The sequence below is a fragment of the Pontibacter sp. GD13 genome (genome assembly GCF_058216355.1).
In genome coordinates this window covers 1-24,474 of the sequence record NZ_JBYZMQ010000004.1, presented here as the reverse complement: position 1 = coordinate 24,474, position 24,474 = coordinate 1, and the positions used below count along the sequence as shown (strand labels likewise).

24 protein-coding genes are annotated in these 24,474 nt (G+C 49.5%); 11 read left to right on the top strand and 13 right to left on the bottom strand.

Annotation, left to right across the window (positions count from 1 at the left end):
- Nucleotides 1–8: 8 nt before the first annotated feature.
- The 4 genes from AC4BAN_RS07700 to AC4BAN_RS07685 all read right to left on the bottom strand — a co-directional run bounded on the left by AC4BAN_RS07700 (nucleotide 9) and on the right by AC4BAN_RS07685 (nucleotide 3,559).
- Nucleotides 9–170, bottom strand: coding sequence for a hypothetical protein (locus AC4BAN_RS07700; protein ID WP_490563813.1), 162 nt, complete (start codon nucleotides 168–170; stop codon nucleotides 9–11).
- A 5-nt stretch (nucleotides 171–175) separates the two neighbouring features.
- A complete protein-coding gene (locus AC4BAN_RS07695; protein WP_490563812.1) occupies nucleotides 176–1,828 on the bottom strand; it encodes a sodium-dependent transporter in 1,653 nt (550 codons plus the stop codon).
- 178 nt (nucleotides 1,829–2,006) lie between these two features.
- Nucleotides 2,007–2,906, bottom strand: a complete 900-nt coding sequence (locus AC4BAN_RS07690) for an SDR family oxidoreductase (RefSeq protein ID WP_490563811.1) — start codon at nucleotides 2,904–2,906, stop codon at nucleotides 2,007–2,009.
- A gap of 5 nt (nucleotides 2,907–2,911) precedes the next feature.
- Complete coding sequence (locus tag AC4BAN_RS07685; protein ID WP_490563810.1) at nucleotides 2,912–3,559, bottom strand: peptidylprolyl isomerase; 648 nt, start codon at nucleotides 3,557–3,559, stop codon at nucleotides 2,912–2,914.
- Nucleotides 3,560–3,848: 289 nt separating this feature from the next.
- On the opposite strand from AC4BAN_RS07685, the gene AC4BAN_RS07680 reads away from it, so the two are divergent.
- Nucleotides 3,849–5,396, top strand: coding sequence for an alanine/glycine:cation symporter family protein (locus AC4BAN_RS07680; protein WP_490563809.1), 1,548 nt, complete (start codon nucleotides 3,849–3,851; stop codon nucleotides 5,394–5,396).
- Between the two features lie 273 nt (nucleotides 5,397–5,669).
- Here AC4BAN_RS07680 and hemC read toward each other — a convergent pair whose 3' ends face one another.
- From hemC to AC4BAN_RS07660, 4 genes are all read right to left on the bottom strand, one after another.
- Complete coding sequence (hemC, locus tag AC4BAN_RS07675) at nucleotides 5,670–6,623, bottom strand: hydroxymethylbilane synthase (protein ID WP_490563808.1); 954 nt, start codon at nucleotides 6,621–6,623, stop codon at nucleotides 5,670–5,672.
- 65 nt (nucleotides 6,624–6,688) lie between these two features.
- Nucleotides 6,689–7,813 carry a DNA polymerase III subunit gene (locus tag AC4BAN_RS07670; protein ID WP_490563807.1) on the bottom strand — a complete coding sequence of 375 codons (1,125 nt, stop codon included), beginning with the start codon at nucleotides 7,811–7,813 and terminating at the stop codon, nucleotides 6,689–6,691.
- A gap of 80 nt (nucleotides 7,814–7,893) precedes the next feature.
- Entirely contained in the window at nucleotides 7,894–9,111 is a 1,218-nt protein-coding gene (locus tag AC4BAN_RS07665) for a GlmU family protein (RefSeq protein WP_490563806.1), read from the bottom strand.
- 78 nt (nucleotides 9,112–9,189) lie between these two features.
- Complete coding sequence (locus tag AC4BAN_RS07660; protein WP_490563805.1) at nucleotides 9,190–9,435, bottom strand: type B 50S ribosomal protein L31; 246 nt, start codon at nucleotides 9,433–9,435, stop codon at nucleotides 9,190–9,192.
- A 187-nt stretch (nucleotides 9,436–9,622) separates the two neighbouring features.
- On the opposite strand from AC4BAN_RS07660, the gene AC4BAN_RS07655 reads away from it, so the two are divergent.
- The 6 genes from AC4BAN_RS07655 to secDF all read left to right on the top strand — a co-directional run bounded on the left by AC4BAN_RS07655 (nucleotide 9,623) and on the right by secDF (nucleotide 15,736).
- Complete coding sequence (locus tag AC4BAN_RS07655; RefSeq protein ID WP_490563804.1) at nucleotides 9,623–10,138, top strand: phosphoribosyltransferase family protein; 516 nt, start codon at nucleotides 9,623–9,625, stop codon at nucleotides 10,136–10,138.
- Nucleotides 10,139–10,194: 56 nt separating this feature from the next.
- Nucleotides 10,195–10,773 carry a non-canonical purine NTP diphosphatase gene (locus AC4BAN_RS07650; protein ID WP_490563803.1) on the top strand — a complete coding sequence of 193 codons (579 nt, stop codon included), beginning with the start codon at nucleotides 10,195–10,197 and terminating at the stop codon, nucleotides 10,771–10,773.
- A gap of 81 nt (nucleotides 10,774–10,854) precedes the next feature.
- Complete coding sequence (locus AC4BAN_RS07645) at nucleotides 10,855–11,475, top strand: uridine kinase family protein (protein ID WP_490563802.1); 621 nt, start codon at nucleotides 10,855–10,857, stop codon at nucleotides 11,473–11,475.
- A complete protein-coding gene (locus AC4BAN_RS07640) occupies nucleotides 11,472–12,164 on the top strand; it encodes a potassium channel family protein (RefSeq protein ID WP_490563801.1) in 693 nt (230 codons plus the stop codon). Before AC4BAN_RS07645 ends, AC4BAN_RS07640 begins: the two co-directional genes overlap by 4 nt.
- Before the next feature lie 90 nt (nucleotides 12,165–12,254).
- Nucleotides 12,255–12,581 (top strand): RNA methyltransferase, encoded by a 327-nt coding sequence (locus AC4BAN_RS07635; protein WP_490563800.1) that lies wholly within the window; start codon nucleotides 12,255–12,257, stop codon nucleotides 12,579–12,581.
- Between the two features lie 170 nt (nucleotides 12,582–12,751).
- Nucleotides 12,752–15,736, top strand: a complete 2,985-nt coding sequence (gene secDF, locus AC4BAN_RS07630) for a protein translocase subunit SecDF (RefSeq protein WP_490563799.1) — start codon at nucleotides 12,752–12,754, stop codon at nucleotides 15,734–15,736.
- 325 nt (nucleotides 15,737–16,061) lie between these two features.
- Here secDF and AC4BAN_RS07625 read toward each other — a convergent pair whose 3' ends face one another.
- On the bottom strand, nucleotides 16,062–16,673 hold the full coding sequence (locus AC4BAN_RS07625; RefSeq protein ID WP_490563798.1) for a NifU family protein: 612 nt from the start codon (nucleotides 16,671–16,673) through the stop codon (nucleotides 16,062–16,064).
- Nucleotides 16,674–16,888: 215 nt separating this feature from the next.
- On the opposite strand from AC4BAN_RS07625, the gene AC4BAN_RS07620 reads away from it, so the two are divergent.
- On the top strand, nucleotides 16,889–18,277 hold the full coding sequence (locus tag AC4BAN_RS07620; RefSeq protein ID WP_490563797.1) for a sodium:proton antiporter: 1,389 nt from the start codon (nucleotides 16,889–16,891) through the stop codon (nucleotides 18,275–18,277).
- A gap of 72 nt (nucleotides 18,278–18,349) precedes the next feature.
- Here AC4BAN_RS07620 and aroC read toward each other — a convergent pair whose 3' ends face one another.
- Nucleotides 18,350–19,429: a chorismate synthase gene (aroC, locus tag AC4BAN_RS07615; protein ID WP_490563796.1), complete on the bottom strand. Its 1,080-nt coding sequence runs from the start codon at nucleotides 19,427–19,429 to the stop codon at nucleotides 18,350–18,352.
- Nucleotides 19,426–20,874: a BatD family protein gene (locus AC4BAN_RS07610; RefSeq protein ID WP_490563795.1), complete on the bottom strand. Its 1,449-nt coding sequence runs from the start codon at nucleotides 20,872–20,874 to the stop codon at nucleotides 19,426–19,428. The genes aroC and AC4BAN_RS07610 overlap by 4 nt, the downstream gene beginning before the upstream one ends.
- A gap of 451 nt (nucleotides 20,875–21,325) precedes the next feature.
- On the opposite strand from AC4BAN_RS07610, the gene AC4BAN_RS07605 reads away from it, so the two are divergent.
- The 3 genes from AC4BAN_RS07605 to AC4BAN_RS07595 all read left to right on the top strand — a co-directional run bounded on the left by AC4BAN_RS07605 (nucleotide 21,326) and on the right by AC4BAN_RS07595 (nucleotide 23,245).
- On the top strand, nucleotides 21,326–22,054 hold the full coding sequence (locus AC4BAN_RS07605; RefSeq protein WP_490563794.1) for a ferritin-like domain-containing protein: 729 nt from the start codon (nucleotides 21,326–21,328) through the stop codon (nucleotides 22,052–22,054).
- Between the two features lie 20 nt (nucleotides 22,055–22,074).
- Nucleotides 22,075–22,875: a ferritin-like domain-containing protein gene (locus AC4BAN_RS07600; RefSeq protein ID WP_490563793.1), complete on the top strand. Its 801-nt coding sequence runs from the start codon at nucleotides 22,075–22,077 to the stop codon at nucleotides 22,873–22,875.
- A 175-nt stretch (nucleotides 22,876–23,050) separates the two neighbouring features.
- On the top strand, nucleotides 23,051–23,245 hold the full coding sequence (locus AC4BAN_RS07595) for a hypothetical protein (RefSeq protein ID WP_490563792.1): 195 nt from the start codon (nucleotides 23,051–23,053) through the stop codon (nucleotides 23,243–23,245).
- Here AC4BAN_RS07595 and queG read toward each other — a convergent pair.
- Together queG and AC4BAN_RS07585 are read right to left on the bottom strand one after the other, a co-directional pair.
- Complete coding sequence (gene queG, locus AC4BAN_RS07590; RefSeq protein ID WP_490563791.1) at nucleotides 23,242–24,186, bottom strand: tRNA epoxyqueuosine(34) reductase QueG; 945 nt, start codon at nucleotides 24,184–24,186, stop codon at nucleotides 23,242–23,244. The genes AC4BAN_RS07595 and queG overlap by 4 nt on opposite strands.
- Before the next feature lie 105 nt (nucleotides 24,187–24,291).
- A partial coding sequence (locus AC4BAN_RS07585; protein ID WP_490563790.1) for a hypothetical protein occupies nucleotides 24,292–24,474 on the bottom strand: 183 nt, incomplete at its 5' end.

Below are 24,474 nucleotides of genomic sequence, written 5' to 3'. Positions count from 1 at the left end.
TATTCCGTTTAGGGGTTCGGAACCTGGCGTTCAGGCTCATCGTCATTATCCAGGTACGAGTCCGGCTCTGGTTTTGGTGGTGTGTTGATCACCCTCATAAAGAAATATATCATTAATCCTGTCACCAACGACATGGTGGTGAGCATGATAATAAGTGCTGATGTATTCATGGTTTCTAGATCTTTCCTTCTCTAACTCTCTTTTTATAGGCAATGTAAACCAAAAGCGCAATGCTGAGGAATACCGTCACTAACAGAATACGGGATGCGTTCACAAAGAACAGGGTATCCTGCAGCTGCTGAATCACGGCAGGGTCAGTGGCGGCTGCCAGTTTTTCCTTCAGCTCGATGTTCTTGATCTTATTGATAATGGAGCTATTGTCCAGCACCCAGTTACCCGCAAACGCCTTGCCCCAGTCGCCGCCTTTTGGCGTAACCAGCGAGCCTACAAACACCCACAGCAAAAGCAGCGGCGTGATATACTTGATAATGAAACGGTAAATCTTCGGTACTGCAATGTCTGCGCCGGATGTGATTTCGCGCCAGCCTTTGTCCATGCCGAACACCCAGGCGAACAGGATGGATTCGAACAAGGCGAACACGACCAGCGATACCGTACCTGCCCAATAGTCATACTCATCAAACACGCCATACTTAAAGAACAGCACCGTTGGCATACCCAGCAGCAGCACGATCAAACCAAACGACCAGGCAGCCGACTTACGGCGCCAGTTAAACTCATCCTGCAAAAAGCCGATCCAGGGCGTACCCATGGCCAGCGACGAGGTGATACCGGCAAAGAACAGAAGACCAAACCACATGAATCCTGCCACGGCGCCCAAAACATCGCCCCACTGGTAAAAGAGGTAAGGCAGTGTACGGAAACCAAGGCCAAGGCCACCGCTTTGCACCAGTTCGGTTACACGGTCGATGCCCAGGTAGCCGATAGAGATCGGGATCAGGATAGCGCCACCCAGCACTACTTCCACAAACTCGTTCATCCAGCCGGCAGACATGGCATTCAGGGCAATATCATCCTGCGAGCGCACATACGAAGCATAGCAATGCACCGTGCCCATACCCACAGAAAGGGTGAAGAAGATCTGTCCTGCCGCTGCCAACCATACGTTAGGAGACCACAGTTGGGTATAATTCGGGGTCCAGAGGAAGTTGAGGCCCACCGAGCTATCGTTTATAGCGCCATTCTCGCCGGCACTTATCGTAAAACCTTTGTAAGCCAGGAAAGCACCGAAAAGGATCAGCATAGGCATACCGATCTTCGCCACCCGCTCTACACCCTTAGCCAGACCCTGAGACAGAATCCAGGTGTTCAGCAGCAAGCAGATCACAAAAAATACAATAGGCTCGTAGGGGATGCCAAAGGTTGATGTACCAAGGCTAACATACTGCACGAAAAAAGCTGAAACCCCCTCCTGATCAAGGCCACTGAAACTACCCACCACAGAGTGGAAAACGTAAGAAAGCGTCCAGGATTCCAGGTAACAGTAATAAGAAGCTACGGCAATGTTAGTCCAGATACCGAAAACGCCGATGTATTTCCACAGGCGGTTCCGGTGCATGGTATCCAGAATAAAGGGCGTGGAGTGGTGACCAAACTTGCCTCCGAAACGGCCCATAGACCACTCGATCCAAAGCAAGGGAATACCCATCACCAAAAAGCAGACCAGATAAGGGATGATAAAGGCGCCACCACCGTTTTGCACTGCCTGCACCGGAAATCTTAGAAAGTTTCCGAGACCAACAGCGTTACCGGCCATAGCCAGAATGAGACCGACACGCGAGCCCCACGATTCTTTGTTAGCACTCATAAAATAAGGTAGAAGTAATTAGTTTAGTTTAGGTTTAGCAGTGTATAGCTCGAAATAAACTGAAATTTAAAGAAACAATTTAAACAATACACACTACTGCGGCATTAAAAAACAGATATTTTTAATATTCCCCTCTACCTTCCGGTGTGGCATTATTGCCCTGTCAGCCTTGGTTTTGTTACGCTTGCTCGGCCACCATGCGTATGCCTTCCATAAAACTATGCGGCCAGTAGCCCAACTGTTGCGCCGCCTTGCTAATCTTAAATCCCGTGCGGGGTGGTCGTTTGGCGGGCTGCGAGAAGGTGGAAGCATCCGCCTTATCTATCAGGGAGTTATTCAGGGCAAAGTACTCCGCCACCTGCATGGCCATATCGTAAGGGGTAAGCAGCTCCTTGCCTGATATGTTGAACACCCCTGTTGCATCGTGCTCCACGGCCAGCCAACACCCCATCGCCAGGTCTTCGGCCAGGGTAGGCGTGCGGAACTGGTCGTTCACCACTTTTATTACTTTACCGGCTTGCAGGCTGTCGCGCACCCAAAGCACAATGTTGGTGCGCCCGTAGTTATGGGCAACGCCGTACACCAGCACGGTACGGAGTATGGCCCACTTACACGTCGCCTGCTGCACCAGTTCTTCGGCCATCAGCTTGGTCTCGCCATAAAAATTAACCGGATTCGGCTCAGCCTCCTCGTCGTATGGGCCACCCTCCCCATCAAATATAAAATCTGTGGATACATGGATCAGGTGCACGTTATACTTCTCACAGGCATCTAGCAGGTACTGCACAGCATCGCGATTCAGCCTTATAGCGCCTTCCCGGTTGCTTTCGCATTCATCCACATTGGTCATGGCGGCTGTGTGAATAATATGCGTAGGCCTGAATTCTCCTACTACCTGGTCTACCTGTGTCCTGTCGGTTACGTCCAGACTTTTAAAAGGCAGCGAGGGAAGAATCTCAGCCAGTTTGTTTTCGCCCCGGCTGGTGGCCAGGAGCGTAAGGTTGGTGCGGGGCAGTAACAGTTCTGCCAGCTTTTGGCCCAATAGTCCGTTAGAACCCGTGATCAGTATTCGCTTCATGGATGTTATTTCTCCAGCGTTTGTGTGTTATAATTGTAATTATACTTTCTGGCGATCTTTTTTCGCTTTACTTTTTCCACGCTCACCTTCATCCTGATGTCTGACAGTGGCCTGTCGCGTCCGTCTTTTGGCTGCTCCGCAATTTTATCAATCACATCCAGCCCGTCCACTACCTGGCCGAACACGGTGTAGGCCTCATCCAGTATCGGGGTGCCGTCGTGATTCTCTACAATGTAAAACTGCGAGCCACTGGATGCGCGCTGCGGATTTACCATATCGCCTTGCCGGGCTGCGGCCAGTGCACCCCGTACATGCTTATGATTCGGGTTGATCTCGGCAGGCACTGTATAACCCGGGCTCCCGCTCCCGTCGTTGCGCGGATCCTCGTCCCTGGAGTTTGGGTCACCGCCCTGTATCATAAAGCTGTCCACGATCCTGTGAAACGTTGTGCCGTCGTAATAACCCTCCTTCGCGAGCTTCAGGAAGTTTTCGCGGTGTTGGGGCGTATCCTCAAACAGCACCAGCTTTATTTCGCCCTGCGGGGTTTCGATGGTGACCAACTGGTCTTTTCCCTTTGGTTTCTGCGCCAAACCCGTTTCAGGCTGCAACAGCACAGCCAGGGCCAGCAGAACGCTTAACTTAAGTGGTTTCATGCGTGCGTAAGATTTCGGTTGAAAAAGTGAGCTTATAAAATGCATGTGTATAATTTCAAATTTAAGGCTTTTTAGTTTACGCCGAAACAACAAACGCCTCCTTTACTTTAGGACCTGCGCATTTACCGCAAGTTCCCGCTTTATGGGTAAGGCGTAACTGCACAGGCCATCACTATTGTATTATATGGCTTTTTTGCTGCACGCATATGGACAATCCAGCCCTAAACTTTACTTTGGCGACAGAAAAAGGTAAATTTAGGATACTGACATTTCAACCTATCTCTATTTGATGAAAAAATCACTACTAACTGTCTTCTTTGGCCTGTGTTCGATTAGCAGCCTTTTTGCCAGAGCCCCGAAAGCATCCATTGACGAGCAGATTGACGCCGCTATCGGGCCTGCCGCGCACTTTATCTCCGACATTATCTTTTATGAAATCCCCATTTCAGACAGCATGGGCATTCCGCTTATTCTGATCTGGCTACTGGCAGGTGCGGCCTTTTTCACGGTGTACCTGAAGTTTATCAACATCCGCGGCTTTAAGTATGCACTGGATATCGTGCGGGGTAAGTTTAACCAGGAAGATGCCCCCGGAGAGGTTTCGCACTTCCAGGCCTTAACGGCGGCCGTATCGGGCACGGTAGGCCTGGGCAATATTGCCGGGGTGGCCATTGCCATTTCCCTGGGCGGGCCGGGAGCAACCTTCTGGATGATCCTGGCCGGCCTGCTGGGCATGTCTTCTAAGTTCGTGTCGTGCACACTAGGCGTAAAGTACAGGGATGTGCACGCCGACGGCACAGTTTCCGGAGGCCCCATGCACTACCTGAACAAGGGCCTTCGCGAAAGAGGCATGGCGGGCACCGGCAAATTCCTGGCTGCTTTCTTTGCCATCATGTGTATTGGAGGGGCTATCGGGGCAGGCAACATGTTCCAGATAAACCAGGCGACGCAGCAGATAGTAGCCGTAACGGGTGGCGAAGCCTCTTTCTTTGGAGGTGGCAACGCCTGGCTGTTTGGCCTGCTGATGGCTGTGCTGGTTGGCCTGGTGATACTGGGCGGCATGAAGAGCATTGCCAAAGTGACCGAGAAGGTGGTTCCGTTTATGTGCGGCATTTACATACTGGCCGCCCTTATCGTGTTAGTAGCTAACTTCGCGCAGATACCTGCTGCGTTTGTGGCTATATTCGATGGGGCTTTCTCCAGTAGCGCCCTGACAGGCGGCTTGGTGGGTGTCATGATTCAGGGGCTTCGCAGGGGCCTGTTCTCCAACGAGGCCGGCATCGGCTCTGCCTCCATTGCGCACTCCGCCGTTAAAACAAATGTGCCGGTTACCGAAGGATTCGTGGCTTCCCTGGAGCCTTTTATTGATACCGTGATCGTTTGCACCATGACGGCCCTGGTTATTGTGGTAACAGGATCGTATAACATGGACACCGGCGATGGCATAGCGCTGACCTCTGCCGCCTTCGCAACCGTAATCGACTGGTTCCCGCTGGTGCTGGCGGCCGCGGTTATCCTGTTTGCCTTCTCCACCATGATCACCTGGTCTTACTACGGCCTGAAATCGTGGACCTACCTTTTTGGCAACAACCGAACAGCCGACATCAGCTTTAAGGTATTGTTCTGTGCTTTTGTGGTGCTTGGCGCGCCTATAAAACTAGGCAGTGTGGTGGCTTTCTCAGATGCCATGCTGTTTGCCATGAGCATCCCAAACATGATCGGCCTGTACTTGCTGTCCCCAATCGTGAAGCGCGAAATGCAGGCCTTCTTAATCTATGCCCGCTCCACCAAAAGGCAGCCGCTTACAGAAGAGGCCGTAGAAGCAGCGCAGGTTTAGTTCGCAGCGTAAAAGTATACCTTTAAGTGTGTATGACCTGGGATACATTTACCCCTCCTCCAAACCTCCTCCCTTTGGGGGGAGGAACTAAAAAGCTACTTCCCCCATTCTCGAAGTTAATGGGATAGAAACAAGTATAGCGGCCAACGACCATCCGTGCGGGTCCCCCTCCTGTTTTCAGGAGGGGTTAGGGGAGTTGAAATTTTTCTGCACGCTGGGTTTCATGCGAATGGTTTACACGCTTTTCACATGCAGCTGACACAAATTTCTTTTCTAGATCTCGTTTCGCTCGTTCCTGATGTTAGCCAGGATCTGTTCGCCGCCCCGGCTAAGTGTCTGGTTGGCTAGCTCTTCACCTAGCTCTTCTGCAGCTACTGTGGGGCCGGTGAGGGTTTCCTGCAGTAACGTTTTGCCATCTAAACTGACAATACCGCCTGTAATGCTAATGCCTGCTTCCGTAAGCGTTGCCAGCGCAAATGAGGGAATGCTACAGCCTCCTTCCATTGTTCGCAGGAAAGCCCGTTCGGCAAGCAGGCAAATATGCGTTTCTGTATGATTCAGCGCCTTCTTAAGGCCACTTTTTATCTCCGGGTTCAGGTTTTTGGCACATTCAATAGCCACGCTTCCCTGTCCGGCGGCAGGCACAAACTCATCCTCCGGAAAAGTGTGCACGATCAGGTGGTCATAGCCCATCCGCACGACCCCTGCATAAGCCAGCACCAGGGCATCAAACTGCTTTTCCTCCAGTTTGCGCAGGCGGGTTTGCAGGTTTCCCCTCGATTCGGCGGTGCTTACCTGTGGGTAGTGCTTTTTCAGGAGTGCTTTGCGGCGCGTAGAGGAGGTACCCAGCAAGGCGTTGCTTTCACGGTCCAGCACAAAATCCGGATCAAAACTCAGGAGCACATCGTTTACTTTCTCACGCTCCATAAAAGCCACCAGCTCCAGATCATCCGGAATAGTGGACTGTACGTCCTTGGCGCTGTGCACCGCAATGTCTATACTTCCCTCGCGCAGGCTTACTTCCAACTCCTCTGTAAAAACTCCTTTCGAGCCGATCTTATCCAAAGACCTGTCCAGCACCTGGTCGCCCTTTGTACTAATGATCACGAGGTCGGTGGCAAAGCCGGCAGCCTGTAGCTTCTCGGCGGCAAACTCTGCCTGCCACAAAGCCAGTTTGCTTCCACGCGTGCCTATTCTTATGGGATGGTCTGTTTTGGTGTGTTGCATAAATGTCGTTTAAATTTGCCCTCTTGCCTGGATGCCTCAAACACCCCCGCCTCATAAAGCAAATACTAGTTACCGCGCAAATACCCGGCAATATGGATCGAGCTATCCACAAACACCATTTTAGGATTGGCGTTACGCTCGATATGGTAGTGCGCCTGGTTCAGTTCATCGGCCAGCTGCCCGGCATTGTTTTCGGTGATAAGCTTTGTGAAGTTCTGCACAAACGTTAGCTCCGCGGGAGGCAGATACGCCACCAGCGCCTGGTCTATCCCATAAAGCGTCACCTTCCGGAAAAGGTTGAGCGCATAGAGCAGAAAATTCTTCTGATTCTCGCGCCCAAGCGTCTGGAACTTGTCGCTCATGTCAACCACTTCGCCAAATTTGTAACTGTAGCAACTGCGCATCCAGTCTGTAAAAAAAGTGAAATAGTCGCTGCTGATCTCTGTGGTGAGTTTTGCAGCGGCATTAAAATTCCCTTCGGCCAGCTGCGCAATCTGGTAAGCAGTGTCGGTATCGGTGCTATACTTCGCCTGCACGTACTGGATTACCTCGGGCTCGGTAAAGTTACGCACCTGCACAATCTGCGTGCGGGAGGTAATGGTGGCCAGCAGCCTCTCCGCTGACTGCGACACCAGCAGGAACAGGGTTTTGGCTGGGGGCTCCTCCAGCAGCTTGAGCAGGGCATTGGCGGCAGTAGGGTGCATCAGTTCGGGCAACCAGATCACCACCACCTTATAATCGCCTTCAAATGCCTTCAGCGAAACGAGTTTAACCAACTGGCGGCTTTCTTCTTTCGAGATACTGCCCTGTTTGTTCTCCGCCCCGATGTGCTGCATCCATTCATTCAGGCCCTGATAGGGGCTTGCCTTTATAAATTCGCGCCACTCATTCATAAACTTATGGCTCAATGCATCTTTACTGACCAGTTTGGTGGCCGTAACGGGCATTACAAAGTTAAAGTCCGGGTGAACGAGCTTGTTCATTTTCACGCAGCTGTTGCAGGTTCCACATGAATCATCGGGCAGCTTGTTCTCGCAGTTAATATAGGTAGCGTATGCCATGGCAAGCGCTAAGTTGGCACTCCCCTCCTGCCCCAGAAACAGCTGTGCATGGGCAACATGGTTCTGCTGCACCGATTGCAGTAACAACTGCTTTGCTTGCTGATGACCTATTATCTGTGAAAACTGCACCTGATTAGTTAAGAGTTAAAAGTGGCGTTTATGCTATTGCCTATTTTCCATTTGCTGACTAGCCTAGCTGGATTTTATGCTCAGGCAGTTGTCGCCTTCTTGTCCCATACCCGGTATTGCTGCGTTTGATGAAATACATGCTCCAGTATGTCCTGTTCTTTTTGGTCGAACTGCATTTGGCGGCGTTGCATTACCTTCTCGGCTACTTCGTTGGCTTTGTGTAACTGAAAGGTCTCGAAACCAGCTGCCCCGCCCCAGCTAAAGGAAGGGATGAAGTTCCGCGGGAAGCCCGACCCAAATATGTTCGCGCTCACGCCCACCACGGTACCGGTGTTAAACATGGTGTTGATGCCGCACTTGCTATGGTCGCCCATGATCAGGCCACAGAACTGCTGTCCGGTATTCTTGAACCCGCCTTTGGCATAGCTCCATACCTTCACCTCGGCGTAGTTATTTTTAAGGTTTGAGGTGTTTGTATCAGCTCCAATATTACACCATTCGCCCAGCACGGAGTTACCAAGGTAACCCTCATGGCCTTTGTTGGTATACCCAAAAATAACCGAAGCCGCTACCTCTCCCCCTACTTTGCAATGCGGCCCGATACTCACATCACCGCGCATCTTGGCTCCCATGTTCACATGGCTTCCCTCACCCAGCGCAAAGGGCCCCTTTATCACGGCGCCTTCCTGTATTTGCGCGTTTTTGCCAATGTAAATAGGTCCGTCTTCGGCATTTAAAACGGCCGCGCGTATTTTAACGCCGCTCTCGATAAAGACATCCGCTTCGTTGTAAACAGCAGTGAACTTATCATCCACGGGCGCACTCATTCTTCCAGCCGTGATCAGCTTAAAATCATTTCGGATCTCTTGCCCGTTCAATACAAAGATATCCCAGGGATTGCGCACCAACACACATTCCGCAGAAAAGTCGCGGCGTTTGTCCGTAACAATATTTTCAAGGTCTTCAGAGGTGTGCAGATCCAGGTTATCGCCGTTTATGGCCAGCATGGTATCCCCGCTGTACAGCGCCTCGCCAATCTTCAGCGATTTAATTTCCTCAACCAGTTCCGGTGTGGGCAGCAGTGCCCCGTTTATGTAAAAATTGCTGTGGCTGTCCTGTAGCTCATACTTTGGAGAGAGATACTTTTCCGTTAGGTAAGACACCGGCATGTTGGTGTGCTGGCGCCACTTCTCAGTAATCGTCAGGATGCCTACCCGAATTTCGGAAACAGGTCTGGTAAAGGTGAGGGGCAACAGGTTTTGCTTGATAACCGGATCGCAGAAGAGAATAATATTCATAGGGGCAAAAATAAAAAAAGTCTTCCTGAAAAATATCAGGAAGACTTTTTTTTAAACGTTTTAACCGGAATTAACCGCTTATTTCTTTTGGTAACGTTTGTTGAACTTCTCAACGCGGCCTGCTGTATCCACGAAGATGTTCTTGCCAGTGTAGAAAGGGTGTGAAGCTGAAGAAACTTCCACTTTGATTACTGGATACTCAATTCCGTCTTCCATCGTGATAGTTTCGTCAGAAGTCATAGTAGAACGGGTGATAAATTTAAAATCACTCGTCATATCCTGAAAAACCACCTTTCTGTACTCTGGGTGAATGCCTTTTTTCATTATTATAAACGTTAATTAACCTTAATTCTGAATCGGACTGCAAATTTAACAAGATTATCCGAAAGTTAAACACTACGGGGTAAATTATTTTACTGCCATTTAAAAAGCTGTAGCTGCTGCGATTATCTTGTTAAATTTGTCTGTAACCTTGCGTAAAGGTATAGCACCACATTTTGCCAAGCAACTCATGACGCCACAAAAACAGCAGCAGAACCTTATTCTAAACAAGTCACAGATCGAGCAAAAGATCACGCGCATGGCGTATGAGATCTATGAACACAATTTTGAAGAGCAGGAACTGGTGTTGGCAGGCATTTATGAGAATGGCTATACATTGGCCGGTATGCTAACAAAGCAACTACTCGAGATATCTCCTCTGAATGCGCAGTTAGTAAAAGTGCAACTCAATAAGTTAGCACCCTTGAATGCTCCCGTGACACTGCAGCCCGAAAGCATAAGCATGAAAGGTAAAGCGGTTATTTTAGTGGATGATGTGCTGAACACCGGCAAAACGCTTGCATACGCGCTGCACTCGTTTCTGCAACTCAATCCCAAAAAAGTAGAGATTGCCACGCTCGTTGACCGGCATCACCCCTTGTTCCCGGTGGCGGCCACCTACACCGGATTTTCCCTGGCTACTACCCTGCAAGATCATGTAGAGGTGATCCTGACTTCGGCGCAAACCAGCGCTTACCTGCATTAACCTGTTCTTTTGCTTTAATCCGCACCTTGTTAAAGGCGTGCCCTAAATTTTAATTTATGAAACAACTCTGCTTTGCCACCAACAACCAGCACAAGGTAAATGAAGTTAGCCAGATGCTGAACGGAAAATATAACCTGCTTAGCCTGGCCGATATAAATTGCCTGGTAGAACTGCCGGAGGAGCAAAGCACGCTGGAAGGCAATTCCCTGCAGAAGGCGGAGTATGTGTGGCAACATTTCAATACCAGCTGCTTCGCCGATGACACCGGCCTTGAGGTAGCGGCGCTGGAGGGCGCCCCTGGCGTGTACTCGGCCCGTTTCGCAGGGCCCCAACGTAGCGACAGCGACAACATGCTGCTTCTTTTAGACAGGCTGCAGGGAAAACAGAACCGAAAAGCCCGCTTCCGGACATGTATTACCCTTATTCTGAACGGCGAGCAGCACCAGTTCGAAGGAATCGTGACCGGAAGCATTGCCACGGAGTGGAAAGGGAACAAGGGCTTTGGCTACGACCCCATCTTTATACCCGATGGATACGAACGGACCTTTGCAGAGATGGCCTCGCAGGAGAAAAATGCTATCAGCCACCGAGGCCGCGCTATCCGAAAACTGGTTGACTTCCTGACCACTGCTTAAACGGGACCAAATTTATTGCCCGCCCTTGTGGGCTTGTTCTATATAATGTCTTAATTTCGCATTCTGAAACCTTAGCTTCCTATGCAAAAGCCATTTATCGTCGGGATTACAGGAGGTAGTGCTTCAGGAAAAACAACTTTTTTGAACAAGCTACTCACTTCGTTTGCACCTGAGAATGTGTGCCTTATCTCGCAGGACAACTACTACAAACCCCGCGAGCACCAGACCATAGACCCGAACGGCGTGGTGAATTTCGACCTTCCTTCCTGCATCGATGACGAAGCCTACGCGCTGGATGTGCTGAAAGTGAGCCAGGGCGAAACCGTTTACCGTACCGAGTACACGTTTAACAACCCCAACGTCGTACCCAGGCAACTGGAGTTCAGGCCTGCCCCTATTGTGGTAGTAGAAGGCATTTTCGTCTTTTATTTTGAGGAAATCGCCAAGCTGCTGGACCTGAAAGTATACATAGACGCTAAAGAGTACATCAAGCTGCAACGCCGCATCGTGCGCGACAAGGTGGAGCGCGGCTACGACCTGGACGATGTGCTGTACCGTTACACAAACCATGTAGCGCCTACTTACGAGAAGTATATCAAGCCCTATAAAAACGACGCGGACATCATTATCCCGAACAACAATAACTTCGAGAAGGGGCTGGAAGTATTAACTACATTCTTAAACGCTAAGACAAAGGCATGAGGCACAAATTCGCGGTTATAGGGCTCGGTATTTTTGGTAACTCCATTGCGCGCACCCTGGCAGAAAGAGGCGCTGAAGTACTCGCCATCGATCACAATGAAGAACACGTGGAGGCTATTAAAGATGAGGTAGCCTATGCCGTGGCCCTTGACGCGACGGATATACGCGCCCTGGAGGCGCAGAATATCCAGGACATGGATGCCGTGGTTATTGCCATCGGAGAAGACTTTGAAGCAGTGCTGATCACGACCGCCAACTTGCAGGAGCTAAACATAAAACGGGTTATTACCAGGGCTTCCAACAAGCAGCAGCGCCGAATACTGGAGAAAATGGGCGTGCAGGAAATCCTCTCCCCGGAAGGTGAGGTAGGTAAAACTGTCGCTGAGAGGCTGCTGCAACCAAATATACGCACGTTCCTGCCCCTGCCGGACAACTACGAGATTGTGGAGATCAACGCGCCCCGTAACATAGCCAACCGCAGTCTGGCCAAGATATCCTTGCGCGAGAAGTATAACCTCAACCTGATCACGATCAAGCGCTTTTTTGAGGAAATCCAGGATGGCAAGCCGACCCAGGTAGAGCATATCATTGGGGTGCCAAAGGCCGATACCATCATTTATCCTTCTGATATCCTGATCCTTATAGGCAAAAAGAACGATGTAAAACGATTTATCGACATTAACCGCTAAGTATTTCTGTTTTTTTCGGAAGAAACGCTACATTTGTGGTTATACATGCCAAAAGCCAGTAACATAGCACGCCATACAAAGCATCTTCTGATGTCTTTTACCTTACTGTGGGCCCTTATGCTCAACGGTCAGGAAGTGGTGGCTTATACCTACACGGCAGATGCGACCCCGCAGGCCAATTCCCCGCTGACGCAGGCCGCTAAACAGCAGCATAAAACTGTTGTAAAGCAGAAAGTCTCTCTGGAGGCTACCACCTCTTTTGTTGCCCTAAACCTGCAGCAGGCCGTGGTGCCATTCACGCAGCCGGGGTTTGCCAAACCGGCAGACATGCTTTTGCCTGCCTACACCACCGTTCCTCCGGGTGTCGCTTATAGAGCGCAGCTTTTCCCGATCACGATTCAACCCAACGCCCCCTAGGCGTTTACTTACTTCTCTTTTTGCTCCTGCTTGCTTTTACCTGGCTTAACTATGCCAGAAAAGCATCTTGCCCGGAACGCGTCAGTCTTGCAAGTAGTTAACTTAAAGTACTGACCAGCAACACCTACTATAGAATATAAATTATCATCCATCCTATTCATTAATTTAAAATGCGGAATAAAACGTTAATAATCGTTTTGACGGTGATCGTATCGGCGCTTTGCCTCTACTACCTGTCATTCTCCTTTATTGCCCGCAGCGTGCAGAACAGAGCGGAGCTCTATGCAACAGACGCGCAAGGCAACGTAAGCCTGGTAAAGCAGCAGGCTTACATGGATTCTATCTGGAAAGAGCCTGTATTTATGGGCATGACCTACCAGGAAGTTAAAGAAAACGAGCTTGGCCTTGGGCTTGACCTGAAAGGCGGCATGCACGTGGTGCTGGAGGTTTCACCGGTTGAGATCATCAAGTCTATGTCTGGCAACAGCAAAGACCCGAACTTCCTGAAAGCGCTTAACCGTGCCCAGGAACTTCAGCGAACCAGCCAGGAGCGCTTTACGACGCTATTTGAGCAAGCCTATCGCGAGGTAGAGCCTAACGGACGCCTGAGCCGCATCTTCTCCAACACAGCCAACCGTGGCAAGATCAGTTACGAGTCTTCTAACGCGGAAGTGATTGATGTGATTGAGAAGGAAGTGGAGGATGCCATCGGGCGCTCTTTCAACATCCTGCGCACGCGTATTGATAAGTTCGGCGTGAACCAGCCAAACATCCAGCGCCTGAAAGGCACTGGCCGTATCCAGATTGAGTTACCTGGCATCGACAACCCCGACAGGGTGCGCAAGCTCTTACAGGGCATGGCAAACCTGGAGTTCTGGGAAGTATGGTCGCCGCAAGAGTTCAGCCCTTACTTTATGCAGCTTGGCCAGTACCTGGATGCACAGCAAAAAGCCGGCAAACTGAATTTAGCAGCCAGCTCCACTGATGCCAACACCGCAGCCAAAGGCAATACCGCTATCGTAGAAAGCACTACAGAAGACGTATTGGCCGCTGCCGCTTCCGATTCCTCTGCCGTAGCAGCCGTAAAAACAGACACGGCCAACAACGCCCTGGATTCGCTGGCGACACAGCCTCAGACAGGCGTACTAGCCAGTCTTTTCACGCAAATGCCTGGTGGTATTGGCGCAAATGTGCGCGACACAGCTCGTATCAACGATATTTTCAGCCGCCCTGAAGTGCGTAGCATGTTCCCTTCAAACATGAAATTCCTTTGGAGTGTGAAGCCGATAGGTGGCGACAACCGCCAGGAATTCGTGGAGTTCTACGCGATCAAGAAAGGACGCGATGGCAAGGCGCCATTGGGTGGGGATGCCATCAACGATGCCCGCCAGGACTTCGACCAGACAGGTCGCCCCGAGATTAACATGACCATGAACCCGACAGGCGCCAAAAAATGGGCCCGCCTGACAGGTGACAACATCGGCCGCCAGGTAGCAATTGTGCTTGACAACTATGTATACTCTGCCCCAGTAGTGCAGGGCGAGATTTCGGGAGGAAGCTCTTCTATATCAGGTAACTTTACGATAGAGGAAGCGCAGGATTTGGCTAATATTCTGAAAGCAGGTAAAATGCCAGCGCCAACCCGCATCGTGGAAGAAGCCGTAGTAGGTCCTTCACTGGGTCGTGAGGCTATTCAGCAAGGCCTTATCTCCACATTGGCTGGTTTCGTGATCGTGGTTATTTTCATGATCGCTTACTATAGCCGTGGCGGTTTCATAGCTGACCTTGCCTTGCTTTTCAACGTGTTCTTTATACTTGGCGTATTGGCCCAGTTCAACGCGGCACTTACCCTGCCGGGTATTGCCGGCATCGTGCTTACCCTGGGTATGGCCGTAGATGCGAACGTACTGATATTTGAACGCATGCGTGAAGAATCCCTAAAAGGGCTTACCATGCGCGAGGTGATCAATAAAGGCTACGAAAAAGCGTTCAGCACCATTTTGGACGCAAACGTCACCACATTCCTGGTAGGCTTCATACTTTACTTCTTCGGTTCCGGACCAGTAAAGGGCTTTGCCATTACCCTGATGATCGGTATCGTCACTTCTTTCTTCACGTCGGTATTTATTTCCAGGTTGTTTGTTGAGAGCACCTTTAAGAAAGGCGGCAAACTATCCTTCTCCACCCTGCTTGCAGGAAAGATGTTCCGTAACATCACGTTTGATGTGATGAAGTACAGAACGCCGGCTTATGCATTCTCGCTTGGTCTAATCGTGTTTGGCTTTGTGGCCATGTACATCAACGGTGGCCCTAACCTGGGTGTGGACTTTAGAGGAGGACGCTCTTATGTAGTGGAGTTTGACCAGGCTGTTCCAGCCTCTGACCTGCGCTCTGCCTTAGTTGACGACTTCCAGAACCAAGGAACTGAGGTAAAGACATTCGGCGCCTCTAACCGCGTGAAGATTATCACCAGCTGGTTAGCAGACGATGAGAGCATTGAGGCGGACGAGCAGGTGAAAACGGCACTTATGGCAGGCTTGCAGGAGTACAACCAGCTTAACCCGGAAATACTCAGCTCTTCAAAGGTAGGGGCAACCATGGCCGATGATATTCAGAACACTGCATTAATAGCCATGTTGCTGGCACTGGTAGGCATCTTCCTTTACGTGATGCTCCGTTTCAACAGGTGGCAGTTCAGTTTGGGTGGTGTTATCGCCCTGATGCACGATGCGTTGATGATCATTGCTGTCTTCTCTATCCTGGATCTGTTCGGCATTTCTTACGAGATGGACCAGGTGTTTATTGCGGCGGTACTTACCATCATCGGTTTCTCTATCAACGATACCGTGGTAATATTTGACCGTGTGCGTGAGTACATGAACGACAACCCCCGCTTGGGTATCAGAGAGGTAGTAAACCCTGCCCTGATCAGCACCTTCAGCCGTACCATCATTACCTCACTTACCTTGTTCCTGGTAGTAGTGATCCTGTTCATCTTCGGTGGCGAGGTATTGCGCGGCTTCTCGCTTGCCATGATCATCGGTGTGGTGTTCGGTACGTACTCCTCCCTGTTCATTGCAACACCAATAGTGGTGGATACCATAAGGAAAGACAAGAAAGCGGCTGCTGTTCCTGTGGCACAGAAAGCACGTTAGTACTTCTTACTTCCTCATAAACAAGAAAGCCCGGGGCCAAGCGCTCCGGGCTTTCTTGTTTTAGACTTTCGCTTAGTGCAGCATATATTTCTACCAGCTCTACGGCAAATGAATAAACCGGGCAGTATAAGGCGCCTATCCTAAAAGCTTTAAGGCGGGTTGAGCCCTATTTTATCGCGGGGATGCACCTCCGAAGATAAAATTGACAGGGTGCTTTAGCGGGTAAATCCATGCTAACCCGCTTTCACAAACAGCCCTTTAACACAGCGGCCTGTATCTGAAACAGATACAGGCCGCTGTGTTAAACTATACCTGGATGGCAATATTACACGGTAACGCCATCAGCCACTACTTCTGTTACTTCAGGCACCATGCGCTTCAACAGGTTTTCTATACCCGCCTTCAGGGTAACGGTAGCCGAAGGGCAGCCACTGCAAGACCCCTGCAGGTGCACTGTTACAACACCCTCGTTATAGGATTTGAAGGTAATGTTACCGCCATCCTGCTCTACAGCCGGACGCACATAATTATCTAACAGGTCAATTACCTTCTTCGCGATCTCTGCGTCTTCAGCCGATGTTTCGCCGTTAGCCTCAGCGCTAGTTGTTTTCTTTGCAGAAAAACCCTCTTCAAAAATCGGGCCGCCTGCCTCAACGTAAGACTTCAGGAAGGTACGCAGCTCCGGGATAAGTTTTACCCAATCCAGGTCAGCGCTTTTTGTTACCGTTACAAAGTTGCTGGCAATGAATACCCGCGATACATAATCGAAGTTAAACAGCTCCTGCGCCAGTGGCGACTCCATGGCACTCTCCAGGTTAGGGTAATCCACGCTCTGCCCGTCCGGCAACAGTTGCAGGTTCATCACAAACTTCATTGACTCAGGATTTGGGTTTGCCTCAGCGTAAACCGAAACCATCTTTTCTTTATTATCTGTCATGTAGATTCAGTATTTAAATTAAAACTAGTACGCTTGTCTTAAAGTTTCCAAAATTAGGCATTATTTCCGACGAAGTAAACCTCCACGGCTTTTGTGCCCTGTAGTACACCCCTCCAAACCAGATCCTGCCAGGTTGCGGTAGCTATTTAAGTCAGAAAATGTATCTTTGTGCACCAACACATTTTCGACTTTATCTATACCGCACTACTCTAGACATGCTGAACAATTACATATTACTGGTGCAAGCTCAGCATACTGCTCCAGGATTTCTGATTATTCCTTTTCTGCTTTTAATAGGTATGATCGCTGCAGGCCCTATCTTTTTCGGCCATTTTTGGGAGCATAATTACAAGACGATCGCCATTACCCTCGGCCTGGCCGTGCTGGGCTATTACGTTTTTGCCCTCGGCGATTACCACATGCCGGTGCATACTTTCTTTGAGTATGCCTCCTTTGCCATCCTGCTCAGCTCGCTCTACATTGCCGCCGGCGGTATTTACATCAACATTAACGCCAACGCTACCCCGGCCATGAACGTAGCCCTGGTGGCGGTGGGGGCTGTGCTGGCAAACTTCGTCGGAACAACCGGGGCCTCGCTTTTGCTGATACGGCCTTTCATACGCCTGAACGTTCACCGCATCAAGCCCTACCAGATCATTTTCTTTATCTTTATTGTGAGTAATGCCGGCGGTTTGCTCACCCCCCTCGGCGATCCTCCCCTGTTCATTGGATTTCTGAAGGGTGTTCCTTTCTTCTGGACGCTACAGCACTTATTCATGCCATGGGTACTGGCCATTTCGTTGCTTTGCCTGATCTTTTTCCTGATTGACCGGCGCAACAAGGAAACGGGCTATACGCCCCGCCCTGAAGTGGTCGCCAAGAACAGGGAGAAGACAGAGTTTTACATCAGTGGCAAGCGCAACCTCTTCTGGCTGGCTATCATCATCGGGGCCATTTTCCTGGACCCGAACGTGGTGGAGGGCCTTCCGCACATTTCATACGACGGCAGCAAATTCTCTTTCCTGCGCGAGATCGTGCAGCTGTCTGCCTCCTTTGCGTGCTACCGTTTTTCCAGTAAAACGGCACTTGCCGGTAATCAATTCAACTTCCACCCTATCCTGGAGGTGGTTTTCCTTTTCTTCGGCATTTTCTTTACTATGATGCCAGCCCTGCAACTTTCGGCTGCCATTGCCTCATCGCCGCAGTTCTCTCACTACATCACGCCCAACTTCCTATATTGGGCAACGGGTTCGCTTTCGGGCTTCCTGGATAATGCCCCAACCTACGCCAACTTCCTATCGCTGGCCATGGCCAAGTATGACATGGCCCAGAACAGCGTGGTGGAGGTAAGGCAGTTTGCAACAGGCACGGGGGCAGACCCAGGCACGCTGGTGTTGCTGGAGGCTATTTCGTTGTCCTCGGTGCTGTTTGGGGCTTTTACTTACATCGGTAACGGGCCTAACTTTATGGTAAAAGCAATTGCTGAAAGCGCGGGCATCAAAATGCCGTCCTTCTTTGGCTATGTCGTGCGCTACTCCATTCCGTTTCTGTTGCCTGCCCTAATTCTTATCTGGTACCTGGTGGTGCACCTAAAATTGTTCTAACCAAAGTATAGCCATAAGAAAGAGCCGCTTCTGAAACCAGAGCGGCTCTTTTTATTTACCTTGATCAGTGGCTTATACTTGCCTGGCCTGCTGACGAAGCAGAAAATCGGCTAACACCAGGGCAGCCATGGCATCTACGATGGGAACCGCCCGTGGCAGCACGCACGGGTCGTGGCGGCCTTTGCCTTGCAAAGTGATCTCATCGCCTGCGCTGTCAATCGTTTGTTGTGGTTTTAAGATCGTTGCCACAGGCTTAAAGGCGACGTTAAAGTAAATGTCCTGCCCGTTGCTGATCCCTCCCTGTATGCCTCCAGAGTGGTTGGTGCGTGTTTTAACATGGCCCTGATCATCTGTATAAAACTGGTCGTTGTGCTCGGATCCGTTCATCTTAACACCCTCAAAGCCGCTCCCGTACTCAAACCCTTTTACGGCATTGATACTTAGCATCGCTTTGCCCAACTCTGCGTGCAGTTTATCAAACACGGGCTCCCCCAGCCCGGCTGGCACGCCTTGAATAACGCAGGTGACCACCCCCCCTACCGTATCGCGATTATCACGGGCTTCTTCTACCACGGCTATCATGCGGGCCGCTATCTTGCCATCGGGGCAACGCACCTTGTTCGAGTCTATTTTGCTGAAATCCAGTTTGCTGTAGTCCTTGCGGAGCCTGATCTTCCCTACCTGCGAAACATAGGCGTTGATGCGCACGCCGTGCTTTTGCAATAGTTTAGCCGCCAAAGCGCCTGCTGCCACGCGGGCCACGGTTTCACGGGCGGAACTCCTGCCCCCCCCGCGAAAATCGCGCACGCCATACTTAGCTGTATAAGTATAATCTGCATGCGAGGGCCGGAAAGCATGTTCGATGTGGCTGTAGTCATGGCTGTGCTGGTCTTTGTTGTTTACCAGCAGACAAATGGGGGTACCCATTGTTCTGCCTTCAAAAATACCGGACAGCACATTCACCTTGTCCTCTTCCTTGCGGGGGGTTGTGATATCCGATTGGCCAGGACGGCGGCGGTCCAGGGCGTGCTGTATTTCTTCAGTAGTTATCTCAATGCCTGCCGGGCAGCCATCGATTATAACGCCAATTGCCGGACCATGCGATTCCCCGAAGGTCGTTATCCGGAAAAGCGTTCCGTAAGAATTGCTCATGCTTTATTTTTTAAAAATACAAATGCGGCTATTGCCAGCAAAAGCACCAGAATGATATTGGTATAGCGCTTAATCTGATCGAAGGAGTGCAGGCTGACAAGGGTATTGTTCTCGTTCTGAATGATATTGTAAAACGAGCCCAGGTCTTTTGACAGCACCAGGGCGTCATTATCAACAGCACCGCTTATGCGCACCTTCATTGATGGCCTGAGTGTGTCGTAAACAGCTGTTTCCGGGTTAAAATAAACCCATGCCAGGGAATTGGCCAGGGCATACGTGCCCGGCTCGTGCGGCAGAATGGTGTAGGCAAAAGTTTTAGAGCCCAGCACCCTCCCCGAGCGCCTTGTTACATCCTGCCGCACATCAGGAGGATAAAACTCTAACCCTCCGGCAGGTGTGGGCGCAGGTGGCATGATCGCAGAAAAATTGCCTTCTCCTTCCACCTCGAACAAATAAACGAAGCTCTTGTTTACCGCCACCTTGCTGCTGGAAAGGCTTTCCTTTAAACGATAAGTGCCAACCGGCACCACATTCCGGAGCGGGTGGGAGGGCAACTCCATTACCTCCACTTCCTTTTCGCGGGAATAAAATATTTTGTAGCCTCCTTCCTGCCGGTCTTCGGTTAACAGGCTCGGGTTCTTGGCTACCTTGTACTTTAGCATTTTCAGCTGTAGTTGCGGAAACTTTAAAGTTTGTGAGTTTAAAGGGTAAAGCACAGCTTCGTATAACCTGAACCGCAGGTATGGCTTCCCTTTCACTGTAACGTTCTCGGGGGTGATCTCAGAAAAATCAAAGGCCTCTTCCCAGGCGTTTGGCTGCTTAACCTGGCGCAAAATCCCTGTCATTTGCGTCGCAAAGTCATAGAACTCCAACAAACGCTGGTCTTCCTCGGCCAGGTAGAAATATAAGGTCGTTGTTACGCCTTCTCCTACATACACCTTTTTTTTACTGGTGTATAAGGTCAGGAAGGCATTGTCATCCTTGTCAATAAACTCGGGTTGTTCATCAGCTGCAGACTCATCTTCTGAAGAGGACAGCAGGTCAGGCAGGTTGGCGCTCTGCGGCAGGCTAGCCTGCATGGGGTTTACCCGAATGTCCATACCCGGCGACTGAATAGTCTGTCCGTTCACGCGCATCTTAAAAGGCTTTAGCTGAAAATCGCCTTCCTCCAGGGCGGCATAGTTCTGCACATAGGTTCTGATGATGCTGGTATTGCCTCCGGTTGTAATTATTTTCTCTGATGAAAACTTGCTGCTCTTCTTAAATCCTTCGATCTCAGGGAAAGGGGTGTACTCCTTCAGCTGCTGGTCCTGTAACTTAAGGGCAATGGTAAAATACTGATTGATGGGCAAGGGACTTCTCCCTAACTCTATGCTTACCTGCTGCGCAAGCGAAGGCAGGGCAAGGCATGTAACAGAAAAAAACAATAGCGTCAGAAAGCGCATAGATCGTAACACTCCAGGATCAATGTAGGTCGTAAATTTAATCAAAATCCTTTACTTAAAGTGGCACACAGGCATTAAGGAAACGCCTGCTACTAGTTCCGCTACGCAGTTAATATGCAAAAATCGAAGCAACTTTAACAGTTTAAATTGCAATAATTTTGTTTAACAGTTATTGCTATATATAAAACACTGTATGTTGTAAATTCCAATCTTCACGTGCAGAATAATGCTCATACAGCATTTAAAGGCATTATAACTGCTGGCTGCAATACGGTTCTGCCAACATGATATTCTATAATGCGATATATAATATATAAATTCTTTTAGAGCCTTACAAATCCAATCCTAATTGAAGCCCGTAGGTATGGATACTTCCTCCAATTCAGCATTTGATTAACTAATGCCGGGGAGCGAATCTCTAAAGTACATTTTCTAACAAAAAAGTAAAATTATGACAGAATTAACAAAGCCTGAAGAGAATGAAGGCGGGCTGATGAAAGCTATTAAAAGCCCGATGCAACGACGTAGCTTTTTTAGATATGCGGGAGCAACCGCTGCTGCAGCTACCCTGGTATTAACTACCTCCTGCGACGATGACGATGACATGACCACCCCTGTGGAGGGCGCTGTAAATTTGGGCTCTGGCGATATTGGGATCCTTAATTATGCGTATGCGCTGGAACAACTGGAGGCTGCTTTTTACACAGAAGTAGTTGCCAAGTCGGGTAGCGCGCTTTCTTCTAACGAAATGCAGGTAATGATGGACCTGAAGGCACACGAAGTGGCGCACCGCGAGTTTTTCAAAACCGCCCTTGGAGCTAATGCCATTGCCGGTCTTGAAGTAGATTTCAGTTCGATCAATTTCAATGATAAGAACAGCGTTCTGCAAACAGCTAAGACCTTCGAAGACCTGGGTGTTGCTGCTTACAACGGTGCTGCGAACCTACTGACTGACTCAGGTGCTGGCCTGGACTATCTGACTGCTGCCGGTAAAATCGTTTCGGTGGAGGCACGCCATGCCGCCGCTATACATGACCTGATCAGTAACAATGCCAGAAAATTCGGTGAAGAACTGATTGATAGCAATGGATTAGACAGAGCAATGAAGCCGGCTGATGTGTTGGCTGCTGCTGCACCATTTATCAAGACGAAAATCGACTTCAGCAATTTACCTAAATAACAAAGAGGAGGAACACAGAAATGAACATATTCAAAATAATACAAGATATAGAAAAGGTTGACGGCGAAGTTTATGAACGCCTGTCGAGCCGCCGCAAGGCTTTTAGCGAATTCGGAAGCTTCGGCAAAAAAGTAGCGATGGCTGCAGTGCCAGTAGCTATGGGTACCATGTTTAAAAAAGCGTATGGCCAGTCTAGCGGCAGCATTGCCGACGTGCTTAACTTTGCACTAACGCTGGAATACCTGGAGTCTGAATTCTACATACGGGGTTTAAATGCCAATGGCCTAAACTTTGGCGACACCAGAACGTTCTTCACGAAAGTGCGCGACAATGAAGTAGCACACGTAAACTTCCTGAAAACAGCTATCCAAAGTCTTGGAGCCACTCCGGTAGCCAAGCCCAACTTTGACTTTAGCGCAGGTGGAAATTTTCCAGACTGGAACACTAACTTACAGACATACCTGGCCTTGTCTCAGGCATTTGAGGATACTGGGGTACGAGCTTACAAAGGACAGGCAGGTAACCTGGTAAGTAATAACGACATCTTAACGGCAGCGCTTAAAATACATGCTGTAGAAGCCAGACACGCTTCTATCGTTCGTAGAATAAGAGGCCTTAAAGGTTGGATTACACTGGATGAACGCGGTGCAGGAATGCCTGCCGCAACGCAGCCTGTATACGCCGGCGAAGCACAAACTACACAACTAGGTGTAAATGTGCCTGCTGTTTCGGGTGTACCTGCATCTAGTGTAAGCGAGGCTTTCGATGAGCCTTTGGCTAAACAAGCAGTACTTGATATAGCTAGCTTGTTTATTGCCTAAACATAAACTGTTTGTTTGAGAAATTAAGAGGAGTCCGAAGTCGGGCTCCTTTTTTTATACTTTATTTATACTTTTCAGGGAAATTATTTTACTAAGTATAAATAAAAAGTGAAGGCAGCACTTTTTATTTATTTGCCCGTATCTATACCTAAACACCAATTTCCTGTTTACTAAAATGTTAGAATACATTAAAACGATCCTGTTGAAGGTTAGCTTCGACAAAATGTTGTTTGAAAAGGAGCTTCGAAAAGCTTTTAAAGTTTTAGTGAAAGATGAGATACACCATTTAAAACAATGGTGCTATAATCAGTTCTCGGGCGTGTACCTGCTTATCGTGAACAGGGTATTCTCTAAAACCCAGGTTGCCTAATTATCATTGCCAGGGGCACTTTGCTCTAAAAACTGAATATTACGCAGCAGGCCTTTGTAACCGGTGCGCTTTACGGCCGATTTTTTAAACAACTGTGAGAAAACTTCCTGCGTAAGCTCCTGCCAATCGCGCGCGGTCAGCTTATCGAGCTGTGGATGCGGCGCAAAGGCCGGTTCCTGGTGCGGCTTACTAAAGCGGTTCCAGGGGCACACATCCTGGCAAATATCACAGCCAAACATCCAGTTCCCAAACTTCCCGTTCATTTCCTGTGGCAGTTGGTCTTTTAGCTCTATGGTAAAGTAGGAGATGCACTTACTCCCATCCACCACATACGGGGCCGCAATGGCATCTGTGGGGCACGCATCGATACACCGGGTACAGGATCCGCAATAGTCTTTGATCGGGCCATCATACTCCAGTTCAAGGTCAATGATAAGCTCGGCAATAAAATAGAAGCTGCCTACCTGCGGCGTGATCAGGTTGCTGTTCTTGCCTACCCATCCCAAACCACTTTTCCTGGCCCATGCTTTATCCAGCACAGGGGCAGAATCCACGAAGCAACGGCCTCCTACTTCGCCTATCTCTTCGTTTATGTAGCCCAGAAGCTCCTTCAGTTTATCCTTTATCACAAAATGATAATCGGTGCCATACGCATACTTCGACAGCTTATACGTGCCCTCCTCCGGTTGTTTCTGTTCAGGATAATAGTTGAGCAGCAGCGACACGACGGACTTTGCCCCCTCTACAAGCAATCTGGGGTCCAGCCGTTTATCAAAATGATTCTCCATGTAATGCATTTGCCCGTGCATGTTCTGGTTCAGCCAACGCTCTAAACGGGGCGCCTCTTCCTCCAAGAAGTCAGCCCTGGAAACACCGCAGTACATAAAGCCCAGTTCCTGCGCCTTCTGCTTGATCAGGTATGTGTTTTTCGCTCTGCTCAATTTTGTCTTTCTATCCGTTTTTACCCAGCTTACTGTACTTGGTAACAAAAATACGCTAAAATAAATCCATGTGCAGGCTATTGTCTATTTGCTTAAATCCAAGAACTAGCGCTTGTCAGCAGTGTGCTCAGGCTGAGGCAGGGCACATAAAAAGCAGGCCTTTCGGCCAGGAGTGGTCGGAAGAAATTCCGACCATTTTTTGTATGGGGGCTGTTTTTTTGTTCCCTGACTTATATGCTTCTTTTGTTTGTTGTCTTTACAGGCTAAAAGATTGAACAGATGAGCATA

Coding starts and splice junctions, on each gene's coding strand:
- AC4BAN_RS07660 (WP_490563805.1), bottom strand. CDS start 9,435: ATGAAAAAAGGCATTCACCCAGAGTACAGAAAGGTGGTTTTTCAGGAT.
- secDF (WP_490563799.1), top strand. CDS start 12,752: ATGCGGAATAAAACGTTAATAATCGTTTTGACGGTGATCGTATCGGCG.
- AC4BAN_RS07665 (WP_490563806.1), bottom strand. CDS start 9,111: ATGAATATTATTCTCTTCTGCGATCCGGTTATCAAGCAAAACCTGTTG.
- aroC (WP_490563796.1), bottom strand. CDS start 19,429: ATGAGCAATTCTTACGGAACGCTTTTCCGGATAACGACCTTCGGGGAA.
- AC4BAN_RS07610 (WP_490563795.1), bottom strand. CDS start 20,874: ATGCGCTTTCTGACGCTATTGTTTTTTTCTGTTACATGCCTTGCCCTG.
- AC4BAN_RS07700 (WP_490563813.1), bottom strand. CDS start 170: ATGAATACATCAGCACTTATTATCATGCTCACCACCATGTCGTTGGTG.
- AC4BAN_RS07680 (WP_490563809.1), top strand. CDS start 3,849: ATGAAAAAATCACTACTAACTGTCTTCTTTGGCCTGTGTTCGATTAGC.
- AC4BAN_RS07650 (WP_490563803.1), top strand. CDS start 10,195: ATGAAACAACTCTGCTTTGCCACCAACAACCAGCACAAGGTAAATGAA.
- AC4BAN_RS07635 (WP_490563800.1), top strand. CDS start 12,255: ATGTCTTTTACCTTACTGTGGGCCCTTATGCTCAACGGTCAGGAAGTG.
- AC4BAN_RS07605 (WP_490563794.1), top strand. CDS start 21,326: ATGACAGAATTAACAAAGCCTGAAGAGAATGAAGGCGGGCTGATGAAA.
- AC4BAN_RS07620 (WP_490563797.1), top strand. CDS start 16,889: ATGCTGAACAATTACATATTACTGGTGCAAGCTCAGCATACTGCTCCA.
- AC4BAN_RS07695 (WP_490563812.1), bottom strand. CDS start 1,828: ATGAGTGCTAACAAAGAATCGTGGGGCTCGCGTGTCGGTCTCATTCTG.
- AC4BAN_RS07595 (WP_490563792.1), top strand. CDS start 23,051: ATGTTAGAATACATTAAAACGATCCTGTTGAAGGTTAGCTTCGACAAA.
- AC4BAN_RS07625 (WP_490563798.1), bottom strand. CDS start 16,673: ATGACAGATAATAAAGAAAAGATGGTTTCGGTTTACGCTGAGGCAAAC.
- AC4BAN_RS07655 (WP_490563804.1), top strand. CDS start 9,623: ATGACGCCACAAAAACAGCAGCAGAACCTTATTCTAAACAAGTCACAG.
- AC4BAN_RS07600 (WP_490563793.1), top strand. CDS start 22,075: ATGAACATATTCAAAATAATACAAGATATAGAAAAGGTTGACGGCGAA.
- AC4BAN_RS07690 (WP_490563811.1), bottom strand. CDS start 2,906: ATGAAGCGAATACTGATCACGGGTTCTAACGGACTATTGGGCCAAAAG.
- AC4BAN_RS07685 (WP_490563810.1), bottom strand. CDS start 3,559: ATGAAACCACTTAAGTTAAGCGTTCTGCTGGCCCTGGCTGTGCTGTTG.
- AC4BAN_RS07645 (WP_490563802.1), top strand. CDS start 10,855: ATGCAAAAGCCATTTATCGTCGGGATTACAGGAGGTAGTGCTTCAGGA.
- hemC (WP_490563808.1), bottom strand. CDS start 6,623: ATGCAACACACCAAAACAGACCATCCCATAAGAATAGGCACGCGTGGA.
- AC4BAN_RS07640 (WP_490563801.1), top strand. CDS start 11,472: ATGAGGCACAAATTCGCGGTTATAGGGCTCGGTATTTTTGGTAACTCC.